At 41.2% G+C, this 19,614-nt stretch carries 13 protein-coding genes; 5 read left to right on the forward strand and 8 right to left on the reverse strand.

The genetic code is table 11. The features are described 5' to 3' along the window. Positions 1-13 precede the first annotated feature (13 nt). The 5 genes from AC13CC_RS01175 to AC13CC_RS01195 all read right to left on the reverse strand — a co-directional run bounded on the left by AC13CC_RS01175 (position 14) and on the right by AC13CC_RS01195 (position 8,261). Positions 14-4,447, reverse strand: coding sequence for a CusA/CzcA family heavy metal efflux RND transporter (locus AC13CC_RS01175; protein ID WP_482875772.1), 4,434 nt, complete (start codon positions 4,445-4,447; stop codon positions 14-16). Positions 4,448-4,585: 138 nt separating this feature from the next. Next, positions 4,586-4,912 carry a DUF6660 family protein gene (locus AC13CC_RS01180; RefSeq protein ID WP_225573949.1) on the reverse strand — a complete coding sequence of 109 codons (327 nt, stop codon included), beginning with the start codon at positions 4,910-4,912 and terminating at the stop codon, positions 4,586-4,588. Positions 4,913-4,974: 62 nt separating this feature from the next. Further along, positions 4,975-6,189 carry a site-specific integrase gene (locus AC13CC_RS01185; protein WP_008610969.1) on the reverse strand — a complete coding sequence of 405 codons (1,215 nt, stop codon included), beginning with the start codon at positions 6,187-6,189 and terminating at the stop codon, positions 4,975-4,977. Between the two features lie 572 nt (positions 6,190-6,761). Further along, complete coding sequence (locus AC13CC_RS01190; RefSeq protein ID WP_482875773.1) at positions 6,762-7,526, reverse strand: type IV toxin-antitoxin system AbiEi family antitoxin domain-containing protein; 765 nt, start codon at positions 7,524-7,526, stop codon at positions 6,762-6,764. Between the two features lie 552 nt (positions 7,527-8,078). Beyond that, positions 8,079-8,261: a hypothetical protein gene (locus AC13CC_RS01195; RefSeq protein WP_326276930.1), complete on the reverse strand. Its 183-nt coding sequence runs from the start codon at positions 8,259-8,261 to the stop codon at positions 8,079-8,081. Positions 8,262-8,668: 407 nt separating this feature from the next. On the opposite strand from AC13CC_RS01195, the gene AC13CC_RS01200 reads away from it, so the two are divergent. The 5 genes from AC13CC_RS01200 (at position 8,669) to AC13CC_RS01220 (ending at position 16,784) form a co-directional block, all read left to right on the forward strand. After that, complete coding sequence (locus tag AC13CC_RS01200) at positions 8,669-9,943, forward strand: ribonucleotide-diphosphate reductase subunit beta (RefSeq protein WP_326276931.1); 1,275 nt, start codon at positions 8,669-8,671, stop codon at positions 9,941-9,943. Between the two features lie 2 nt (positions 9,944-9,945). After that, positions 9,946-11,736, forward strand: coding sequence for a ribonucleoside-diphosphate reductase subunit alpha (locus tag AC13CC_RS01205; RefSeq protein WP_326276932.1), 1,791 nt, complete (start codon positions 9,946-9,948; stop codon positions 11,734-11,736). 434 nt (positions 11,737-12,170) lie between these two features. Next, positions 12,171-15,155, forward strand: coding sequence for a T9SS type B sorting domain-containing protein (locus AC13CC_RS01210; protein ID WP_482875774.1), 2,985 nt, complete (start codon positions 12,171-12,173; stop codon positions 15,153-15,155). 2 nt (positions 15,156-15,157) lie between these two features. Next, positions 15,158-16,099 carry a PorP/SprF family type IX secretion system membrane protein gene (locus AC13CC_RS01215; protein WP_326276934.1) on the forward strand — a complete coding sequence of 314 codons (942 nt, stop codon included), beginning with the start codon at positions 15,158-15,160 and terminating at the stop codon, positions 16,097-16,099. A gap of 103 nt (positions 16,100-16,202) precedes the next feature. Then, positions 16,203-16,784 (forward strand): precorrin-2 dehydrogenase/sirohydrochlorin ferrochelatase family protein, encoded by a 582-nt coding sequence (locus AC13CC_RS01220; protein ID WP_326276935.1) that lies wholly within the window; start codon positions 16,203-16,205, stop codon positions 16,782-16,784. 340 nt (positions 16,785-17,124) lie between these two features. On the opposite strand, the gene AC13CC_RS01225 is transcribed toward AC13CC_RS01220, so the two are convergent. From AC13CC_RS01225 to proB, 3 genes are all read right to left on the reverse strand, one after another. Then, entirely contained in the window at positions 17,125-17,457 is a 333-nt protein-coding gene (locus tag AC13CC_RS01225; RefSeq protein ID WP_326276936.1) for a YegP family protein, read from the reverse strand. 181 nt (positions 17,458-17,638) lie between these two features. Continuing rightward, positions 17,639-18,838, reverse strand: a complete 1,200-nt coding sequence (locus tag AC13CC_RS01230; protein ID WP_326276937.1) for a glutamate-5-semialdehyde dehydrogenase — start codon at positions 18,836-18,838, stop codon at positions 17,639-17,641. Continuing rightward, a complete protein-coding gene (gene proB, locus AC13CC_RS01235) occupies positions 18,838-19,614 on the reverse strand; it encodes a glutamate 5-kinase (RefSeq protein WP_014033013.1) in 777 nt (258 codons plus the stop codon). The genes AC13CC_RS01230 and proB overlap by 1 nt, the downstream gene beginning before the upstream one ends.

Raw genomic sequence — 19,614 nt, forward strand, 5'->3', positions numbered from 1 at the left:
CTTATTTTAATTTTTAATTTGAATTCTTAAGGTAATATTCCAGTTGGTAACGGCTGTCGAGATAATCGTTAAAAGCACTCCAGGCATTTACTTCGATTCTAATGGCATCTCTTATATTTTGAAGGAAGGTTACGTAATCTATAGCACCTTCCTTAAATGCTAATACCGACCCATCCTGTTGTTCCTGTGCTAAAGGAAGCGCTTCATCCCTATAATAATTCCATGAGTTTCTCCATTTGATGTAGTCTTCCCGCATATTTTTATAGGCGATTTCCAGTTCGAGTTTATCCTGGTAAAAGTTTTGCTCTGCAATCTGTCTATTTACTTGTGCTTCCTGGGTACGGCCTAATTCCGGCCCAAAAAACAGTGGAATTTGAATTCCTATTTGATATTGAAAGAAACCCGATTGCCCGGCTATTTCCTGCCTACCGTATTGACCCTGAAATTTGGGCAAAAATTCAGATTTTCGTTCTCTGGTAACCGCTTTTGCCACGTCAATTCTTTGTTCTGAAACCTGTAGTAAGGGATGATTTTCAAGAGACTCTACCAGAAAGTTTAAAGGTTCATCCAATGCTTCAGCAGGCAAATCTGGTACATCGTAAATTGTGTCACTAACAAACCATAGGTTTAAGCGCTGTATTGATTTCAGGTAATCTCGATAAGCTTGTTCTAACTGTATTTTCACCTCATTCCCCTGATTTGAGGTGGCAAGATATTCCAGTTTAGAGGTAGCTTCTGTCTCATACCTGATTCTAGCCGCCCTTTCAATATCTTCGAAAATAGAATCCATTTTCTTATATACCTGATACCTCTTTTTACTTGTATAAACAGATGTCCAGGCCCTGCTTACTTCACGTTCAATTTCAATAGTAGATAGCTCTAAGGCATTTTCAGCAAGTGCCACCCTTTCTTTCTGTAGTTTTAACCGGGGCACTATTCCGAAAATATCGATGCCTTGTTGTTGGACGCCAATTTGGGTATAGATCCCATCAGAGCCATTTCCTACTTCTTCTTTTCCTGTAAAGATTTGGGTGTTTCCAAAATCAAAGGCGGTTTTGCGCAATACTTCCTCACTTTCAATTTCGAGCTGGGCAGCTTGGAGCTGTGGAAAATTTTTGATTGCCATTTCTTTTGCATCCTCCAAACTAATAGTTTGTAAAGTATCCTGCTGTGGATATTCCGAGGACATTTCACCAGATTGGGCATTTACGGAAAAGGTTCCGCCTAACATCAAGCCAATTATCAAAACCGTAGCTAAAGATCGCGTATTGGAAGAACCAAGATTGTTCTGTTCCTTCTTCTCACGTCTCTTCTCTACAAATGTATAAAGGACAGGAAGAACAACCAGGGTAAGCAAGGTAGCTGTAAGCATGCCACCAATAACTACCGTAGCAAGGGGTCGTTGTACTTCAGCTCCTGCTGACGATGAAAAAGCCATCGGCAGAAATCCAAAAATATCTGTTGTTGCTGTTAACATAATGGGACGTATTCGTTCTTTGGTTCCTGTAAAAATTCTATCTTTTATACTGGTTACCCCTTCTTCTTTTAAGGAATTAAACCTGTTAATAAGCACCAGCCCGTTTAAAACGGCAACCCCAAACAATACAATGAAGCCTACACCAGCTGAAATACTAAACGGCATATCTCTTAACCAAAGAGCAAATATTCCTCCAATAGCCGCCAGTGGTATCGCCATATAGATCATGATAGATTGGGAAAAAGATTTTAAGGCAAAATATAGAAGCACGAAAATCAGGAATAATGCTATCGGTACAACAATCACTAATCGATCTTTGGCACTCTGAAGGTTTTCGAATTCCCCCCCATAAGTTATATAATAACCGGGAGGTAGTTCCAATTCTTCATCTAATCTTTGCTGAATATCATTAACGACTGACTCTACATCCCTTCCCCGGGCATTTACACCCACATAGGTTCTTCTATACGTGTCATCCCTTGAAATTTGCATAGGACCCGGAACATATTCGATATTTGCTATTTCTTTTATCGGCACCTGAGTTCCGTCTGGAAGATCGATATACATACCACGCAAATCATCAATATTCTTTCTATGTTCCTCATCAAATCGAACTACTAAATCGAATCGTTTTTCTCCTTCAAAAATGACTCCGGCTGTTCCTCCTGCAAAAGCTGTACTTATGTAATCATTGGCTTTTTGGATATCCAGTCCATATTGCGCAATTTTATCACGGTTAAATTTAACGGTCATTTGTGGGAGGCCTGATGTTCGCTCCGCGTTTACGTCTCCTGCACCAGGCACGGTTTGGATAATACTGGCCATTTCCTGTACCTTTTCCGACAACACCCCCAGGTCCTCTCCATATAGTTTAACCGCAATATCTTCTCTTACTCCCTCTAATAATTCGTTGAACCTTAATTCTACAGGTTGCGTAAACACAAGGTTTACCCCAGTAAGTTCTTTATTGAGTTTTTCCTTGATTTGCGCTATAAGTCCTTCTTTAGTTTCAGCGGTTGTCCAATTATCCTTATCTTTTTCAAGAATCAGGTACATATCTGCTATATCCATCGGCATTGGATCTGTTGGGATGTCCGCTACTCCAATTCTTGCTGTTGCTGTTTTAATTTCAGGAAAATTTTCTAGAAGGATATTTTCTATTTTTTTGGAAACTTCAATAGACTCTGTTAATGAACTTCCTGGTCTGATTAAAGCCTGCATTGCAATATCCCCTTCATCCAGTTGAGGCACAAATTCTCCTCCCATTCTGGAAAAAAGGAAACCGGCTAATACAAGTAGAACAGCAGCAGCACCTACAACAATGAGCTTCAGTTTTAATGCCCCTTTCAGTAAAGGCATATATACCCTTTGTATTCCACCAATTATCTTATCACTTATCCTTTCCAGCCAGCGTTCAAACCTTCCAAACCAGTTCTTTTTATTCTGAATGGGTTTCATAAATAGGGCAGACATCATAGGGACATAGGTAAGGCATAAGAAAATAGCACCTATCATGGCAAAACCGAAAGTGTACGCCATCGGCTTAAACATTTTACCTTCTACCCCCGTAAGAAAAAGTATAGGCGTGAATACAATAAGAATTATAATCTGTCCAAAAAATGCGGAACTCATCATCGTGCTCCCAGCATCATAGGCTACTTCATCCATTTTAGCCTGATTGAATTTCACCTTGCCAGATCTTATCCGTTTTTGTATTTCATACACGGTTCCCTCGATGATAATCACTGCACCGTCTATAATGATTCCAAAGTCAATAGCGCCCAAACTCATTAGATTGGCCCAGACATTGAATTGTTTCATTAAAATAAAAGCAAAAAGCAGTGATAAGGGAATAGTGGTAGCAGTAATAAGTCCACCTCTTAGACTACCTAATAACAATACCAGGGCAAAAATCACTATCAATGCACCTTCCAGTAAATTTGTTTTAACAGTATCGGTTGTTCGTGCTATTAATTCACTCCGATCAATAATTGGCTCTATGGTCAAACCTTCAGGAAGTGACTTTTCAACTTCTGCCATCCTATCTTTAACATCCTGAATTACGGCATTGGGATTGGCGCCTTTTAACATCATTATTATCCCGCCTACGGCTTCCTCTCCGTCTTGAGTGAAAGCTCCGTAGCGTACCTGATTTCCAAACTGAACATCTTCCGCAACATCTCCAATAGTTATCGGAACAGCATTTTCGGTAGTAATAGCAATTTTCCTTATATCCTCCAGTGAACGGATTAAACCTTCACCTCTAATAAAATTTGACATTTTATTTTTCTCAATATAAGCTCCACCGGTATTCACATTGTTTCGGGCCAGCGCCTCATAAACCTCAGAGATACTTATACCCATACTGTTTAATTTCTCAGGATTGATTGCTACCTCATATTGTTTTATGGAGCCTCCAAAAGAATTTACTTCCACCACACCTTCCAGCAAGGTAAGTTGTCGCTTGATTATCCAGTCCTGAATAGTTCGTAGTTCCATGGGAGAATATTCAGTTTCGTATCCCTCCTTTGGCTTTATGGTATACTCATAAATTTGACCCAATCCGGTTGAAATAGGTCCCATAGCAGGACTTCCAAATTTATCGGGAATGGTTTCTCCCAATTCATTAAGTTTTTCCTGTACTAGTTGACGAGGGAGATAAGTTCCCATATCATCTTTAAAAACAATAGTAACTACCGAAAGTCCAAACCGTGAAATAGAGCGAATCTCTGTAACTCCAGGTAAATTACCCATCGAAAGTTCTACGGGATAGGTTACAAATTGTTCAATATCTTCTGTGGCAAGATTTGGCGACTGGGTGATCACCTGAACCTGATTGTTAGTAATATCTGGCACCGATCCCAGGTTGACGGTCATCATGGACCAAATACCCGTCCCTATCAGCGCTAAGGTAAGTAGTCCAATAATAAATTTATTATTAATGGAAAATGCGATTATCTTATTAATCATATAAATAAAAATTTAATTCAGTTAAAATTCTTGATAATAATTTTGTGCCTAACAAAATCTATCAATAGGACCAAGGATCTAGTATGAGAACCAGGATTTGGTCAAAAAAGGATATAATTATCCTTTAAAAAAACTGAATTAAACTTTTGGAGGATCTAAAAAGGAAAGAATAGGTTCTTCCACTGAGCTGTCAAAATGGACAAAGGCTTTTGATGGAATTTCAATAATCAAAGCCTTGAAATTTGAAGAACCGAAATCTACTGTATGCACATGGCAGCAATGGCAACTACAAAAAGGAGGGCATAAATCTGCTACTTTATCATGTGAATAGTCGATATCTAAATTCTGCGTAGCAACCACTGTTACTTCTGAATCAGAAATCACTTGTGAAGTGTCACTATCATTACAGGCTAATAAGTTAAGCCCGAATATATATAGAGATAATATGACAGCGATAATTTTCACACTACAAAGATAAAAAAAAATCAATGCACAGATTGTGCAATGATGATTTAGAATTTCAGAAATCAAAAATTAATGACGCTATCCAAAGCATTATCGGCATCCCTATGCATAAAGTTAGATTGGTAATTTATAGTAGTGGTAATCGATGAATGTCTATATAATTTTTGGAGCATATTAATTGGGATTTTATCTTCCGATATATTCCCAAATGTATGTCTAGCAATGTGCATAGTTACTTTTTTTGATATTTTGGCTTTATCAGCGACCGATACCAAATATTTATTGAATTTCTTGTTGGCCGTTTTTGTTTTAGCATAGACATCTTTTGCATCTTGTAAATTTGCCTTTTTCATTTCCGGAAATATAAAATCGTCATCATTTTGTTTACTGTCCTGATAATATTCCAAAATCGGAAATATTTTATCTGGGATTTTAAGGGATAACAATTTTAAATTCTTGTTCATTCGATAATGCAGCCTTTCGTCATAAATATCGGTCCAACGAATTTTCAATACGTCAGCTACCCGAATTCCGGCAAAATAAAAACTGAAAAGCCAAACATTTCTAGCGTGAGTCTCGTTGTCGGTCAGATTTTCAACGGATTCAAGTTTTATGACCTCATTTTTGGTAAGGCCTATTTTTTCGGTTTCAGGGAACTTAATCCGTATTTTATCTGAACCGAAGGGATAGAGTTTTCTATCTACTATACCCAATTTAATAGCTCTATTATAGATAGTTCTAATCACAATAAGATTATTTACTATCGACCTTTCCGATAGGTTGTGTTTTGTACGGAGGTAAGTTTTAAATCTCTTTAGAAAGTTTTCATCAATTTCTTGAAAGGTAAGTTGTTTTGATTTGGTAAAGTTCAATACGTGGTTAACACGAGCCTTGTCGGTCGAGAGCCTAGACAGCTTTTCGTTTGCTTCTAAATCATCAAGAAAATCTTGTGCCACTTCGAAAAAAGTAACTGATTCGGAAGATGCATAAAGTTTCTCTTTTATTTGATTAGCCGATATATCCTTTTTGCTCGATTGCAAATCAATCAGCATCTTATTCGCCTCAGACAGTTTAGTACTAAGCAAGCCGTTTAACCTATCTGAGTAAGGGTGTGATTTTCTAACTCTAATATTTTTTCCATCCCAATCATTAGGGTCAATATTATGACCTATATAATGATAATTTGAGCGACGGTTTTTAGTAATACGAATACAAAGAGGACAATGCCCTTCTTTATTGGGCTTTTTCCGAAGTACTATTTTTGCGTTTGATGCCATATCTTAAGTATTGAGAATATAAAGATAATCATTTTTGGTACAACATAGGTACAACAAATTAGGATTTTAAACGATATCAATTGACATTATATAAAATTAATTATATGTTAATCAGTTGATTATAATATAACTTACGGAAATTTGGTGGTAAATACGCTGGATTCAAAATCCAGTTCCTTCGGGAGTGGGGGTTCGATTCCCCCCCAAGGTACAAAAAGGGATAAGCCGAGATTTAGATCTCGGCTTTTTTATTTTGGTACAACATACAACATTTTAAATTCTTCAACTTTAACATTTTGGTTGTGCGTTTTTGGTACCATTTGATCCTATTTCTTGCTCTTGGTCAAGGTATACCCATCTCCATCTTACCTAAAGGGTATGATTGGTAAGTTGAAAAAACATCTAACCTAGTTTGAAAACCCTTATCATCATTGGGATAGGTAGGAAAGTAGGGGGAATAACGATATTTGAGGCTATGAGAAGAAAAATTATATATACCATGGCGTGCGAAATCCGGTTCCTTTGCCACCTCCGGCAACACCTGCAACAATAGGGAGACCTGTTGCTTGAAATTATTCATAATTTTCCAATGCTTTAGGGACCGTGATACGGTATTTGGATATATAAACACCATCTTTTACCAAGGAGCGTTTTCCTTTTCCAAGATCGATTTTTTCCAAGTTGGTGTATTTAAACCAATCGTGCCCTGCCTTTTCTGCCATGTACAGAAAAAGTCGTTTCACCTTTACGGATGAGCAGGCCTCCAAAAGTTCCTGAACCTGTTTCGGCCTAAGGTTGTTCAAACCTTCCATTATTTCGTAGCACTCGACCAGTTCTTGTTTTTTGGGCACTAGATACAGACATTCCATTAAGGCCCTTGCTGGATTCGACACCAACAAATTGAAAGTCCCTTGCTCCAAAGTTTGTAGTCCTATATTGGAAGGAAGGAAGGTGGAACTGTAGTAGTCCACTTTTAACCCCCAGTTGTATTTTGAAAACCAAGCGGGCAATTTTTCTTCGCTTCCCCCGAACAACGTTATTTGCTTTGTGGATAGTTCCAGATAATGGACTTTTCCCAATAAGGATAAGGCGGTCTTAGCTCCCGGATGGATAGTTAGGTTAGCTTGTTCTTGCAACGCAAATAATGCTCCTTGATAGGTAGGCTTATCACCCATTCTCATCCAAGCTCCGGAACCTATGGAATATATCCAGCGGCTCTTTTTATATCGATTGAGCAATTGTGTGGAGAATCCATTTTCCGTTAACCATGAGCTTAAATAGACAACTCCCGGAGGCTGTGAATTGAGAAAACGGTTTATTTTTTGTTGTTTATCCAAACTAAAAGTCTTTGTATTAAATCTTTTTTAAACTATTAAAAGCCTAAAAGGTTTATTATTACTCAAATATGCAAACTATTAATTTGTGTATTTGTATTTTTTTAAACTTTTGTGTTCCCAAAAAATGTCTATAAAAAAGTATGGTAATGGATAGTGTTCATACAATATATCCGAAAGTTAAATGTTGCAAAATATTTCTCAGAAAGGTGACGGCCAACATTTTTTCAATCTTTACTTGTTCCATTTAATTGCCGTCCCCAAATTGGAACAAATGGACGGGAAAAAACGCTATTGATGAAATTCGTTGCTTTTGCTCCCCACGGTCGCAAAAGAAAGCTGAATAAAAAAGCGAACGAAACGGAGTGAAGTGCTGCAAGCCCCAAATCCAACTAATTTACTGAGCGTGGCAAAATCAGTTAAGTTTAAAGAGTTCCCATAGAACCTTTTTGAGAGGTATCCCAATGCATAACTATTAGAAGATGTAGACTTTTCTAACTAGTTTTTATTGTTGGTCATTTCCAAAAAAAAGGTGGATATCCTCTTTCCATTGCCTCATTTGCCGGTAGTAATCTGTATGATGAATTTATTCTCATCATGCTTGGCCTTTGTCGGAAATCGGTTGATGCGCTGCATGAGAACCAAGAAACGATAAACACGCTCAATAGGGGAAAGTGCCAAGAACTCCCTTTCCTGCTCCATATTGGCTTCTTTTTTGGTACGAAATTGCACTTGCATATGTCTAATTATTGCCGTTCTGGATTATAAAGATATTATAAGTTGAAAAGAACCATATTTTTTGAGGTTTGTTCTTCCAGAAGTAAGCGTAACCGCTTTCCTAAAGTCTAATTTTTGCAACATGTCCTTTTTTGCGCAAAATGTCGCTGATGTTGTGCATTCACTGCGCTCAATTATTTTTCGCACATTTTTGTTAAAAAACTGTGAAAAAAAATTAGCAGGAATCATACTTGCTGGATTTTTTTCCGAGCCCTTATTCCGCGTTTGCTCCGAAGGGTTTTTGCGGTTACAAAACATGAATGTTGATAAAAGTGTTAAGAACCTAATGGGTGAAACTTAAAATTCAACAGAAGAAAATATGAATTTTACATTCAAGCTATTTTTTACAACTCCAAACCGTTTTCTTCATGCAGATTACTCATATTACCAAGAGGGACTTTAGTACGCAAGAGTTTGATTTAAACAAGATTACGAATGCGATATTGAAAGCCATGACAGCTGTGGAGCATGGCCATATTACCGATGCGCAGACCATTGCCAGTAACGTCAGCAAGGTGTTATTGGAACGAAAAAGTCAGGATGAACATTATTTGCCTACCGTTGAAGAGGTACAGGACGTGGTGGAGAACGAACTTATGAACAGTGAGTTCCACGATGCCGCAAAGGCCTACATTATTTACAGAAACAAAAGGGCACAAATGCGCGAATCGGATATTTTCGAGAAGCGTATCAACCTGAAGCCTTATGAGTATCCCCAATTGTATGAGTACGTTCCGGCTATCCGACATTCGTATTGGATACATACAGAATTTAATTTCACCAGTGATATCCAAGACTTTAAATCCGGCTTGAACGAGGTGGAGCGCAGCGCCATAAAAAACACCATGCTTGCCATTTCCCAAATTGAGGTGGCGGTAAAAACATTCTGGGGCGACATATATCACCGTATGCCCAAACCGGAAATCGGTTCGGTAGGGGCAACATTTGCCGAAAGTGAAGTGCGCCACCACGATGCGTACTCCCACCTTTTGGAAATTTTGGGCTTGAACCAAGAGTTCGAGAACCTGAAGAAAAAACCGGTTATCATGAAGCGGGTGCAGTATTTGGAGACTGCCCTTAAAAATGCAAAAAGCGAGAACAACAAGGAGTATGCGGAATCCATCTTGCTGTTCTCCCTATTTATCGAACATGTATCCCTGTTTTCCCAGTTCTTGATCATCATGGCGTTCAACAAGCATAAAAATGTGCTAAAAGGAATTTCCAATGTGGTAGAGGCTACCTCAAAAGAGGAGCAGATTCATGGTGATTTTGGAATCGATGTGATCAACATCATCAAAAAAGAACATCCGGAGTGGTTCGATGATGCTTATAAAGAGATGATTCAGGATATCTGCGAAAAGGCATTTGAGGCAGAAAGCAAAATAGTGGATTGGATCTTTGAAGAAGGTGAATTGGACTTTTTGCCAAAGAAATTGGTCAACGAATTCATCAAGAACAGATTCAATAACTCATTGGAGAGCATTGGGATTTCCAAAGTATTCGATGTCGATCAAAAACTATTGGAACAGACCGAATGGTTCGATGACGAGATCATAGGGACAAAACACGGAGACTTTTTTGTAAAAAGATCCATCAACTATAGCAAAAGAACACAAAGTATAACTAGCGACGACCTTTTTTAATTATGGAGAAGAGAACACAAATAACCCCGACCACCGATCAAAAGCAGGATAACAAAACACAAGAACTTGTAAATGCAAGAAAGGATACTTTGTCCAAACTCAAAAGTGAGGAAGACAAAGGATTTGAATGGTTGAACGAGTATAGCCGGAAGTTTTTGGCATCTGGTTATCTTACCGAAGGGGTGGGGCCCGAGGAACGCATCCGTGAGATTGGTGATAGAGCAGAGGAGATTTTGAAGATTCCTGGGTATTCGGACAAATTCTATGGCTATATGTCCGAAGGATTCTTCTCTTTGGCTTCTCCGGTATGGTCCAATTTTGGAAAAAAGCGCGGGTTGCCGATTAGCTGTTTTGGATCGCATATCGATGACGATATGGGAAATATCCTTTACACCCAATCCGAGGTGGGGATGATGTCCAAGCTTGGTGGGGGAACATCCGGTTACTTTGGTAAAATAAGACATAGGGGAGCTCCTGTAAAAAATAATGGACAAGCTTCTGGAGCGGTCCATATTATGCAGTTGTTCGAATCCATGGTGGATGTGGTAAGCCAAGGGTCGGTACGTCGCGGACGTTTTTCTCCATATTTGCCGATTGACCACAAGGACATTATGGAGTTTTTGGAAATAGGCACCGAAGGCAACCCTATACAGCAATTGACCCATGGGGTAACGGTGACCAACCAATGGATGCAGGAAATGATCGAGGGTGATGTTGATAAAAGAACCGTGTGGGCCAAAGTATTGCAGCGCAGGGGCGAAATGGGGTATCCTTATATATTCTTCTCCGATAATGCCAATGATGGTGCCGCAGATGTTTATAAGGACAAGAACCACCGGATACATGCCAGTAACCTGTGTACCGAAATTATGCTGCCCTCCAATGATGATTGGTCGTTTGTTTGTGTGCTTTCCAGTATCAACTTAATGCATTACGACAAATGGAAAAAGACCGATGCCGTGGAGACCATGGTTCACTTTTTGGACGCCGTAATCACCGAGTTCATCGAAAAACTGGAAGCTTATAGGGATTCTTCCGATAGGGAAGACCAACAAACTTTCCTATTTATGGAAAGGGCCTACAATTTTGCAAAACAAAACCGTTCCTTGGGCTTGGGTGCTTTGGGATGGCACTCTCTTTTACAGTCTAAAAGATTGGCCTTTAACAGCCAAGAGGCCTATAACTTGAACAGTGAGATTTTTAGGGAAATAAAAGAGCGTTCGTACAAAGCATCCGAGCAATTGGCAGAACGCTTTGGCGAGCCAGAAGTATTAAAAGGTTATGGAAGACGCAATGCAACCTTGAACGCTATTGCGCCAACTACATCATCTGCCTTTATTTTGGGGCAGGTATCCCAAGGAATTGAGCCTATTTGGTCCAATTGCTACGTAAAGGATATCGCCAAGATCAAGGTCACCATCAAAAATCCGTTCTTAATGGACTTGTTGGAAGAAAAAGGACAGAACACTTCCGAGGTATGGAAGAGCATCCGTGATATGGATGGTTCCGTGCAGCATTTGGACTTTTTGACCGAGGAGGAGAAGGCGGTGTTCAAGACCTATTCGGAATTAGATCAGTTGGATATTGTATACCAAGCGGCCAACAGACAAAACCATATTGATCAGGGGCAATCGGTGAACATCATCGTACACCCCGATATGCCTACAAAGGACATCAACAAAATCCACGTTACGGCATGGAAATTGGGACTAAAATCCTTGTACTATCAGCATAGTATGAACGCAGCGCAGAAATTCAAGCAAAAGAAGGATTGTGTGAGCTGTGAGGCATAGGTAAGAAAACGACCGACCATAAATGAATGAAAGGCCCTAGGAAACTAGGGCTTTTTTTATTGTAAAAATGTCATAATCAATATTTTGTGCGTTTATTGGGGTTGATTGAACCGGATAGGCCTTGACCGCCGACCTAGTTTGTTTTCGTATTGGGCAAAAAGCTCAATGGACCCTAAATTTAGGGTGTTTCTTTCATCGGTTATTTGGGTTTTCACAACAAAAGCATCCCGCCATACAACATAACTTCCCATTTGTGCCATGTTCTCGATATGTTTGGGTATGTCTTACTACGTAAGACCAACCTGATCAACTAAACTATGAACAAACCCCAATCCTCCCTACTTTATAGGTGTTTTTTATTGGCAGTAGTTTTTCTTGCGTTCGTTTCATTTCAAAAAGCATATTCTCAATCTTCTGGGGATATTGATTTATCCTTGACAAAAACAATCGACAAGTCACCGCCATTGGTGAGCGATAATGTCAGGTTTACCCTTACTGTCACCAACGAAGGCCCAAGTGGAGCGACCTCTGTGGAGGTTACAGACCTTTTGCCTTCAGGTTACACCTACGTGACGGACAATGGCGAAGGCGCGTACAATGAGGCCACTGGGATATGGAATGTAGGGTCTTTGGCCAGCGGAAGTTCCACAAGCCTAAATATACTTGCCAAGGTAAATGCCTCTGGGGACTACGACAACACAGCTCAAATAACGGGGTATGACCAAACGGACATTGATTCAACTCCAAATAACGATGCACCCGGTGAGGATGATCAAGACGGGGTTTCTGTAATACCGGAACCCTTGGTGGATATTTCCGTCACCAAAACGGTAGATGAGTTTATACCTGAAGTGGGAGAGGAGATAGTGTTTTCCATAACCGTTCAAAACGATGGGCCAAGCGATGCCACCAATGTGGTGGTCACCGATGTTTTGGCCTCGGGTTATCAATTGGTGAATGCCGCTCCATCTGTTGGGACTTATAATTCAACCAATGGCTCTTGGGTCGTTGGCAATCTGGCCAATGGAGATTTAGAGACCTTGGAAGTAACCGTACAGGTTCTATCAACGGGAGATTATGTGAACACGGCCGAGTTGACCAATGTTGCTGAAAAAGATGCGGATTCAACCCCTAACAACAACAACGAATCTGAAGATGATCAACAGACCATTGAACCTATTCCAATCCCTGTTGCAGATCTTCTTTTGCGTAAATCCGTGAACGTGCTGAGCCCTTATGTGGGACAAGAGGTTATTTTTACGGTAAGCATCACCAATCTTGGGCCCAGTGATGCCTCAGGTGTTGAGGTAATAGATCTTTTGCCCGATGGATATACCTATGTTTCCCATACGACCACGGCAGGAATTTACAATGCAACCTCTGGCATGTGGGAACTTAAGGGTGATTTGGCAGATGGAAGCACGGATACCTTGACCATTGTGGCCACGGTAAATAACTCAGGGGACCATTTTAATGTTGCCGAAGTATTTGCTTCCGATCAGTACGACCCGAATTCCATTCCGAACAATACCAACGTTTTTGAAAATGACCAAGATAATGCCGGAACCACGCCCATTCCGTCCGCCGATTTGGCCTTGAACCTAGGTGTGGACAATGATTTTCCCGATGTAGGGGCGCTGGTCATGTTCACCATAACCCTTATAAACGAGGGGCCGAGCGATGCCTTGGGCGTTGAAATTAAAAATGTACTGCCCGATGGTTTTACCTATATTTCGGATGATTCGGGAGGACTTTTTAATCCATCCAACGGGGTTTGGGATGTTGGTACTGTTGCTTTTGAATCCCAAATGGAAATGAACATTGTAGCCGAGGTGAACCCTTCGGGAGGTTATACCGCTACAGCAGAAGTGGTGGATGCATCTTTTTTTGATGTGGATTCAACGCCAAACAACCATATACTGGCCGAAGATGATCAAGACGAACAAGCTGTAACACCAAGGTACATTACCGATATTTCGGTGTCTAAAACAGTGAATGATATGAGCCCAGAAGTGGGTGATGAAATTGTTTTTACCATTCGGGCAAGCAATAATGGTCCCAACGATGCCTCAGGATTGATTATTGGGGATAGGCTTGAAAGCGGATACGCATTTGTGTCCGCAACCGCAACATCGGGAATCTATGATGAAATCGCAGGTTCGTGGGATTTGCCGGCCGTTTCCAACGGCTCAACCCAAACTTTGGAAATACGGGCAAGGGTGCTTTCCAGTGGAAATTACCAGAATACCGCGGAACTTACCGCTTTGGATGCGTATGACCCAGATTCAACCCCAAACAATAATTTGGGTTCCGAAGATGACCAAGAAACCGTAATACCGATTCCAGAGGGATCGAGTGACTTATCCCTTAGTAAAACGGTGGATAATGACAATCCCAATGTGGGGGATGTGGTTCGGTTTGTGGTGCGTGTCACCAACCATGGCCCATCAGATGCCAGAAATGTTGAGGTAATCGATGTGTTGCCGTCTGGTTACTCCTACGAATCCCACACGTCAACGGCTGGGGTTTACCATGTTGACTCCGGGATTTGGAGCGTAAACAGAACTATTCTGAATCAGGACACAGAAAGTCTGGAAATTTTGGCCGTGGTAAATGCGCCAACAGGGGCCGAGGACGAATATTTGAATGCAGCTTTCGTTTCGGGAAGTATGTATGCTGATCCGGACAGTGACCCTTCAACGGGGCCGGATGAGGATGATTTTGCAGATGGTATTGCAGATGATGACGAAGCCACTGCCAATGTAGTGCCTCAAACTACAGACATTGCAATCACAAAGAATGTGGACAAGGCCATGCCCAACATTGGTGATGAGGTCGTTTTTGAAATAACCGTAACCAATCAAGGTATGGATGATGCCACTCATCTTGGAATTGAGGAGCAACTGCCCTTGGGCTATGGTTATGTAAGCTCGCAAGCAACAGTGGGTACATACGATGCAGCGTCATCTTTTTGGGAAATTGAATCGTTGCCTGTTTCCGAATCCGCAACATTGTTGCTTACGGTAAAGGTCTTGGATATTGAACAATACCTAAATGTGGCAGGTTTGGCCTATACGGATCAATGGGACACCGATGAAACGAACAACTCTGCCGAAGCTTTTGTGGAACCTAGCTGTTTGGTGGTGTACAATGAGTTTTCGCCCAATGGGGACGGTGTTAACGACTATTTTAAGATTGATTGTATTTCCCGTTATCCGAACAATACGCTCCAGGTGTATAACAGATGGGGCAACATTGTTTTTGAAAAACGTTCGTACAACAATGATTGGGACGGTACGCCCAACGGACGGGCCATTGTTCAAAAAGAAGACCAATTGCCGGTAGGCACCTATTATTACGTACTGGATTTGGGTGATGGGTCCGAACCACGGACAGATTGGTTGTATATAAATAGATAAATATGGGAATTGTTTCAAAAAAATATAGGGCCAAAGGACTCAAGCAAGTTTGTGTATTGCTGGTCGTAGCGGGCTCATTTTCCATTTATGCGCAACAGGACCCTCAATTTACCCAGTACATGTACAACACTATGAGCGTGAACCCGGCCTATGCGGGCACTAATGGGCATATAACCGCTTTGCTGATGCACCGTTCCCAATGGGTCGGGGTAAAAGGTGCGCCAAATACCCAAGTACTTGCGGTAGATTCACCTTTGGAGAACAAACTTGGGATAGGGGGGATAATTGCCCGTGATGCCTTGGGGCCTTCTTCCGAAATTTCTTTGGACGGAAACGTTTCTTACACCATTCAACTGGACAGTGCCAACAGAAAACTCTCCTTTGGCATGAAGGTTGGCGGGCGTATTTTTGATGTGGATTTTTCCAAAGGACTCACGGAAGAGGCCGATGTTGCCTTTCAAAACAATATAAAGAGCAAATTTTTCCCGACCATAGGGGCAGGGATATATTACGATTCCGGAAAAGGGTACTTGGGCTTTGCCATACCCAGTTTCTTTTCACAAAAACATTATGACGGGGAAGAACAGGAAATTGCAGCGGAGCGTTTACATTATTACTTTATTGGTGGTAAAGTGTTTGATTTGACCCCTGATGTGAAACTCAAGCCCGGGTTCTTTGTAAAATGGGTGCCAGGAGCGCCTATTATAGCCGATGTATCGGTAAATGCGCTGCTCAAGGAGACCTTTACCTTTGGTTTGGCCTATCGGTGGGACGATTCATTCTCTACCTTGTTGGGGATGCAGATCGACCCAAATTTTAGCGCAGGTTATGCCTATGATCTTACTACTTCCAATTTGGCAAGCTACACGGGAGGGTCGCACGAGCTGTTTGTGAGGTACGAGTTCAAATCCTCCCAAAAGCAGAAAGAAACGCCAACATTTTAAATAGTGGGCAATATATCTTCACTTTAAGAAGTATACATCCGGAAAAATAGTCGTTATCTTTAGCATTGCAATAAGGAAGGTAAGCCGCTAAAATTGATTTGCTATGGAGAAGAATGAGTTGTACCCCGTTTTTTTGAAAGTTTCAAACTTGAACGTACTAATTGTGGGAGGAGGCAATGTTGGATTGGAAAAGCTGACATTTTTATTGAAATCCAGTCCCAATGCCCGGGTTCAGATGGTAGCTCCAGAATTTTTGCCAGCTACATTGGAACTGGCCGAAAAGCACAATGTGGACATTACAAGGGAAGCGTATTCAGAAAACTTTTTGGAAGGAAAACATATTGTTGTTGCCTCTACGGACAAGCCAGAGGTGAACGAACAGGTGTACCAGGACTGTAGGAACAGGAGTATATTGGTAAATGTAGCGGACAATCCACCATTTTGCGATTTTTACATGGGCGGCATTGTGACCAAGGGCAATGTTAAGGTCGCTATTTCCACAAACGGAAAATCCCCGACCACGGCCAAACGGCTGCGTCAATTTTTTGAGGATGTACTGCCTGAAAATATTGACGAGCTGGTCAACAACCTTAACGAATACCGCAAAACCTTGAAAGGGGACTTTGAACAAAAGGTAGAGGCCTTGAACGAGTTCACGAAAGGGTTGGTGAACAAGAAGGATTGATTCCTGTTTTTTTTTCAAACGATTTTTACAAGCCTTCATGGCTTCGATCAAATCATTTTTTTCCCTGGCGAAATGTTCACATCCAAATCATGGTCCATATTTAGGGGACCGCCATCCGATGTACTTGCAAAAATGTGAATGACCTATGTGTATGCGCTAAACCATTGACCTTGCTTTTTCAATTGGCTTTAACGCCTTATTGCAGAACAAGGATAAGAGCTGCAAAAGGGATTGAGGCAGCCCGTTTTATGGATGACCGTTTTGATTTGATGGATGCAAAAAAGGGACATAAAAAAAGCAGCCCAAAGGACTGCTGTGTTTTTGTATAAATGATAAGGTTTTATTCAGAGATTTCCTCTACCGATGCACTTGGCGCGTTCTTTTTAACGGAAGAAATACCATTTTCCATGGCCGATTCGCTGGAATACATTTCGCTATTCCCAATGACTTGACCGTTGGAAGCTTTCAGGTTAAAGAATGGACTTCCATCCTTTGCTGTGTTTCTTTCGAAATTCCCATCGTCCGGAGCATGTGCCCTCACGGACTCGATTCCATTTTCGCAGGCAGACTTGGAGGAGTACCCTTGACTGCTTAAAATGACCTGGCCGTTTCCAGCTTTTAAATTAAACCTGTACTTACCGGCTTTATCCGTTTTAATTTCAAATTTTCCCATATTCTTTATGTTTTAAGTAATAAATCTAGATAATATATTAAAAATTGACCAATAAATGAGGGAGAAATCACCAATAAAGTAAGCTTTTGCTCTTTTTGAAAGATAAATGGGAATGGTGCCATGTTTTTGGGATAAAAAAAGGAGGCCGATCGGCCTCCCTTTGAATTATGTAAGCTCATGTTTACACCCTTATCTGACCGTCTCCAAATACATAGTATTTGTTGGTCACCAATTGTTTTAGGCCCAAAGGCCCGCGATGGTGCAATTTATCGGTGCTAATGGCCAATTCCGCACCAACGCCCATTTGTCCACCATCGGTGAATCGGGTGGAGGCGTTTTGGTACACTGCTGCACAGTCCACATTTTCCATAAAGGTTTTTGCCACATCATTGTTTTCTGTCATGATGGAGGCAGAGTGCCCGCCAGAGTTTTTGTTGATTTTCTCTACGGCTTCATCAATATTGTTGACGGCACCGATAACACACTTCATGGCCAAAAACTCTTCTTGCCAAACGGAAGGGTCCGGAATTACTTCCTCATCCTTCAATACTTTTTTGACTTGATCATCTACCAAGATGGATACGTTGTTGGCGGTAAGGACTTGCTGCAATTCCTTGAGCTTGTCCTCATAACCGTCAATTTGGGTATCCATCAAAACTTTGTCCAATGCGTTACAGGCAGAGATTTTATGGGTTTTCGCGTTCAATATTACTTTTAGGCTCTTTTCCCAATCGGCTTCTTTGTGTACATATAGGAAATTGTTTCCTCTACCGCTTATCAAAACGGCGCATTTGGCGTGTTCCTTTACAAAGGCGATCAAGCGCTCACCACCACGGGGAACGATAAGGTCCAAGTCTTGGTCTGGATTCCTTAAAAATTCCTGAGTTTGTGTCCTGTCCATTTCCAAGAACTGGATAAAATCCTCCGGTAATCCGTTTTCGGACAAGGCTTGGTGCCAAAACTTTACAAGGGCCTTATTGCTATGGTAGGCTTCTTTACCACCTTTCAACAATATTTTGTTGTTGGCCTTGAAAGCTAGTACGGCGGCCTCGACGGTTACATCCGGACGTGATTCGTAAATAATCATTATAGTGCCGAAAGGGGCTGTACGGTTGATGATTTTCAACCCGTTGTCCAGCTCTCTTGTGGAGATTTCCTTGTTAACAGGGTCCTCCTGCAAACGAACCTCTTTTACGGCCTGGATCATTTGGTCTACCTTCTTTTGGTCTACAACCAAACGATCGTACAATGCTTGATCGTCGCGGTTAAATGCGTCAAGATCCTTTTTGTTGGCTTGGAGCAATTCTTCTCGGTTTTGATCGAGAATACGCTCCATATCTTGTAATACTTTATTTTTTAAATCTGTTTTTAATAACTTCATTACTCTGGTTTTGAAACTTCTGTTCCTACGTTTTTTCCGTCTATAACATCTAGGATTACGTTATCCCGCTTACCGTTAACAATGTAGGATGGAATGTTATCGGCAGCTGCTTTTTGTGCGTAGCTCAATTTTGAACCCATACCGCCGCGGCCTTCACCTTCTTGTTTGTTGCCCTCTTCAATATATTTATCTAGGTCTTCTTTGGGCTCAACTTTATCGATTACCTTGGAATCCGCCTTTTCAGGGTGTCCATCATACAGGCCGTCAATATCCGTCATCAGGATTAATTTATCGGCCCTCATTAATTGCGCAAGCAAGGTGGCCAGCTCGTCGTTGTCCGAAAACATGGACATGGATACGGAAACGGCATCATCTTCATTGGCTATCGGGATTACTCCTTCGGAAAGGAGGCCTTCAAGGCAATTGATCATGTTGTCGCGGTGCACCCCTGGGTTAAAATCCCTTTTAGTGGGGAGTACTTGGGCACATTTCATACCGTAATCGTTAAAGATGTTGTAATAATGCCTCATCATTCTGGGTTGCCCAATGGCAGAATACACTTGCCTACGTTGGGTTTTGTCCTTGATTTTTGCTTTTCCCAGCACCTCCTTACCGGCAATTACCGATCCGGAGGAGACCAAAATGGTCATGATGTCTCGTTCGTACAGTTCTGCAATTTGTTGCACCAAATTGTTTAGCACAGGTCTTACTATTCTGTTGTCTTTGTTGGTCATCACATTTGTGCCTACTTTGATGACCACTAGTTCTTTGTACAT

The sequence above is a fragment of the Flagellimonas sp. L-11 genome (genome assembly GCF_056857735.1).

Coding starts and splice junctions, on each gene's coding strand:
- AC13CC_RS01220 (WP_326276935.1), top strand. CDS start 16,203: ATGGAGAAGAATGAGTTGTACCCCGTTTTTTTGAAAGTTTCAAACTTG.
- AC13CC_RS01225 (WP_326276936.1), bottom strand. CDS start 17,457: ATGGGAAAATTTGAAATTAAAACGGATAAAGCCGGTAAGTACAGGTTT.
- AC13CC_RS01205 (WP_326276932.1), top strand. CDS start 9,946: ATGGAGAAGAGAACACAAATAACCCCGACCACCGATCAAAAGCAGGAT.
- AC13CC_RS01200 (WP_326276931.1), top strand. CDS start 8,669: ATGCAGATTACTCATATTACCAAGAGGGACTTTAGTACGCAAGAGTTT.
- AC13CC_RS01215 (WP_326276934.1), top strand. CDS start 15,158: ATGGGAATTGTTTCAAAAAAATATAGGGCCAAAGGACTCAAGCAAGTT.
- AC13CC_RS01185 (WP_008610969.1), bottom strand. CDS start 6,189: ATGGCATCAAACGCAAAAATAGTACTTCGGAAAAAGCCCAATAAAGAA.
- proB (WP_014033013.1), bottom strand. CDS start 19,614: ATGTACAAAGAACTAGTGGTCATCAAAGTAGGCACAAATGTGATGACC.
- AC13CC_RS01175 (WP_482875772.1), bottom strand. CDS start 4,447: ATGATTAATAAGATAATCGCATTTTCCATTAATAATAAATTTATTATT.
- AC13CC_RS01230 (WP_326276937.1), bottom strand. CDS start 18,838: ATGAAGTTATTAAAAACAGATTTAAAAAATAAAGTATTACAAGATATG.
- AC13CC_RS01195 (WP_326276930.1), bottom strand. CDS start 8,261: ATGCAAGTGCAATTTCGTACCAAAAAAGAAGCCAATATGGAGCAGGAA.